The sequence below is a fragment of the Pseudoclavibacter sp. RFBB5 genome, from assembly GCF_002931555.1.
GTDB lineage: Bacteria > Actinomycetota > Actinomycetes > Actinomycetales > Microbacteriaceae > Pseudoclavibacter.
Map to the genome: position 1 here is coordinate 1 of NZ_PSTZ01000016.1, position 3,388 is coordinate 3,388.

The 3,388-nt window shown below is 32.3% G+C and carries 3 protein-coding genes; 1 reads left to right on the forward strand and 2 read right to left on the reverse strand.

Annotated features, from left to right (window positions below; all coding sequences use genetic code 11):
• Nucleotides 1–437: glycerate kinase (locus tag C5B97_RS18425; RefSeq protein WP_181027068.1), on the forward strand; the 437-nt coding region annotated here is incomplete at its 5' end.
• On the opposite strand, the gene C5B97_RS18430 is transcribed toward C5B97_RS18425, so the two are convergent.
• Together C5B97_RS18430 and C5B97_RS18435 are read right to left on the reverse strand one after the other, a co-directional pair.
• Nucleotides 421–2,109: an IS1182 family transposase gene (locus C5B97_RS18430; RefSeq protein ID WP_104313520.1), complete on the reverse strand. Its 1,689-nt coding sequence runs from the start codon at nucleotides 2,107–2,109 to the stop codon at nucleotides 421–423. The genes C5B97_RS18425 and C5B97_RS18430 overlap by 17 nt on opposite strands.
• A 283-nt stretch (nucleotides 2,110–2,392) precedes the next feature.
• On the reverse strand, nucleotides 2,393–3,388 hold a 996-nt coding region (locus tag C5B97_RS18435), incomplete at its 5' end, for a 2,3-butanediol dehydrogenase (protein ID WP_104313522.1).

Genomic DNA, 3,388 nt, shown 5'->3' on the forward strand with positions numbered 1-3,388 from the left:
ATGAATTACATATTGCTTTAGGATCTATTGAACGTGGAGGAGCCGGTGGCGGTATTGCTGCGGTGTTGAAAGCATTATACAACACAGAAATTTTAACGAGTCATGAACTAGTAAATCAAATTACACATTTAGATGAGTTAGTATCTCAGGCAGATTTAATTATCTTTGGAGAGGGTTTAAAAGAAGAAGATCATATGCTTGAAACAACCACATTGACTATTGCGGAACTTACAGAAAAATATCACAAACCATCTATTGCAATTTGTGCGACTAATGATAAGTTTGATATATTTAATCATCATCGCGTAACAGCCATGTTTAACACATTTATTGAAATGCCGAAAACATATACAGATTTTAAAATGGGTCTTCAAATTAGACATTATACAGTTCAAGCTTTACGATTATTAAAAACTACAGCTAATGGAATAAAATAAATAAAAGAGTCCGGGACATAAAGTATCTAGATAAGTGAAAAAAGACAATTTCTATTGAAATAATATAGAAATTGTCTTTTTTATAATTTTTTTGATTATTTTCAGCTCGTTGAGCTGTTACTTTTCTTATATTAAGTGCCATTAGCACAAATCCTAGTTCTCTTTTGGCTTTATTTATCCCTCGAACGGACATTCGAGTGAAACCCAAAATGGCTTTCATAAATCCAAAAACAGGCTCCACATCAATTTTTCTCTGACTGTAGATGGTTTTTATTTTTGGTTCTGAAAGCTTTTTATTAATTTGGGCTTTAAAATATTCCCAATTATAATTTTTCATTATTTTTTTATTTGTTTTTGAATTGTACTTCATGCATTGGTGTTTCAGAGGACATTCTGAACAATCATCACATTCATATAATTTGAAGTCTCTCTTAAATCCATATTTATCATGGCGATAGGCATATCTTTTAAAACCCAATCGCTTATTGTTTGGACAAATATATTCATCGTTAATTTCGTCATAACCCCAATTTTGAGTGTTAAAGATGTCGCTTTTATATTTTTTAGTTTTATCTTTTATAAACATACCGTAGGTTATAAGTGGTATTCGATTAAAATCATCTATAATTGCCATATAATTGGGTTCGCTACCATAACCTGCATCAGCTACAATATATTCAGGTAAATGACCGTAGGTCTCTTGAATTGAATTTAAAAATGGTATCATCGTTCTTGTATCAGTCGGATTTTGATACACATTATAAGATAAAACGAATTGAGAATTTGTCGCTATTTGTAAATTATAACCTGGCTTGAGTTGTCCATTTTTCATATGATCTTCTTTCATTCTCATAAATGTGGCATCATGATCTGTTTTAGAATAACTATTTCTATCCTTTAAAATAGATTTTTGGACGTCGTATTTATGCTTTCGCCCAGAGTAATCATTAATTTGCTTTTTATATTGTTTAATTTTAGTTCTTTTGAGCCGTATTTGTTTTCTTATTTTAGTACATTTTTCATTATCGATATGTTGATTTAAATCTTCGATTTCTTTATCCAAATGACTACCAATCAAATCTATTTCTTCCTTTGTTAAGTCATTATCGTGATCTTTTTTAATCTCAGGTATGATTTTATTTGTTATCAATTCATGATAGAGTGCTTTAGAATCTTCATTCATTTTTGTCTCATGGTTTTGAATACTCTTTTTCCATACAAATGTATATCGATTGGCATTCGCCTCAACTTTCGTACCATCAATAAAAATGGCCTGATCATCTATAAGATGTTGTTTCAAACACTGACTATGAAATTGAATAAATAATGATTCTAATAAAGCATCTACTTTTGGATTGACTCTAAATCGATTAATCGTTTTATAAGAAGGCTTTTGATTTTGTGATAGCCACATCATCCGGATGCTATCATTAAGTAATTTTTCTATCTTACGACCTGAAAACACAGATTGTGTGTAGGCATATAGAATGACTTTTAACATCATTTTGGGATGGTATGAGGTTGCACCACGATGATGTCTGAATTCATCGAATTCAGTTTTAGGAATTGTTTCTACAATATCATTGACATGTCGTGACATATCATTTGTGGGGATAAGAACTGAAGTTTCCAATGGTAGAGTAAGTTGAGTCATGTTATAATCTTTATACATAAGGCACCTCGTTAATTTAGTTTAGTGATATTTATTAAATTATACGAAAGGGCCTTATTTTTTTAAAGTATTTCAATGTAAAATTACATATAAATACAAAGTATTTTGGCGAGACTCTTGAGGGAACAGGACAAGCTGAAGACTACAGGCTGAAGCTGTCCCCTAAGAAAGCGAGCCAACAATACGTAGTATTGTAAATAAAGAAGCCAGTAAATGAATTTATAATAAACTCATTTACTGGCTATTTTGTTAGGAATTATGTCCCAGCCTCTAAAACATTTAATTAATATTTTTGGTCACCATTTAATTTAACTAGGATTTTAGCTTGTGATTTATCATTAACTAATTGATTGAATCCTGATTCAACGATGTCAGCTAATTCAATTTTATCTGTGACAACGCTCTTAACATCTAAGCTGCCATTTGCGATTAAATCAATTGTTTGTTGGAATGTTGTTGGTGTATAAGCAATAGTAGACGTTAATTTAACACCAGAGTTTGTCAATAACATTGGATCAAAGTTAACTTCGTGTGCAAAGATTGAAACAATGACAACACTACCTCTTGGGCGTGTTACTTTTACAGATTGTGCTAATGTTACGCCAACACCAGCTACTTCAAAGGTTACATCTACACCGTTTTCAGTATGTTCGTTTACGAATTCTAATGGGTCAGTATTACCAGAGTTTACAACGTGAGTTGCGCCCACTTCTTTAGCTTTAGCTAAACGTTCTTCTGATAAATCAAATACAAAGATTTTACTAGCACCAGCTGCTTTAGCTGCAACGACTGTTAATAAACCAATTGGACCTGCACCAAAGATAGCCACTGTATCACCAAATAATAAGTTACCTTCTTTAACAGCTTGCACTGCTACTGCTGTTGGTTCAACTAATGCACCTTCTTGAGCAGACACATTTTCAGGTAAGTGATACACATTGTCTTCAGGTGCATTAGTAAATTCAGCGAAACCACCATCTGAACCCAATCCGATGAATGTATACCCATCATATAAATCTAAATTTTCTTCTTTTTCACGTGCAGAAACAGTTGGGTTTACAACGACACGGTCACCTTTTTTATATTTTGTAACGTCTTTCCCCACTTCTTCAACGATACCTGAGAATTCATGTCCTAAAGTTACAGGTGCTTTTTGACCTAAGAATGGATCAGGTTTGTCAGTGGAAATAAATACTGGACCTTCTAAATATTCGTGTAAGTCAGTACCACAAATACCAGCCCAAGATACTTTAACTTTTACTTCGTTATCTTTTAATTC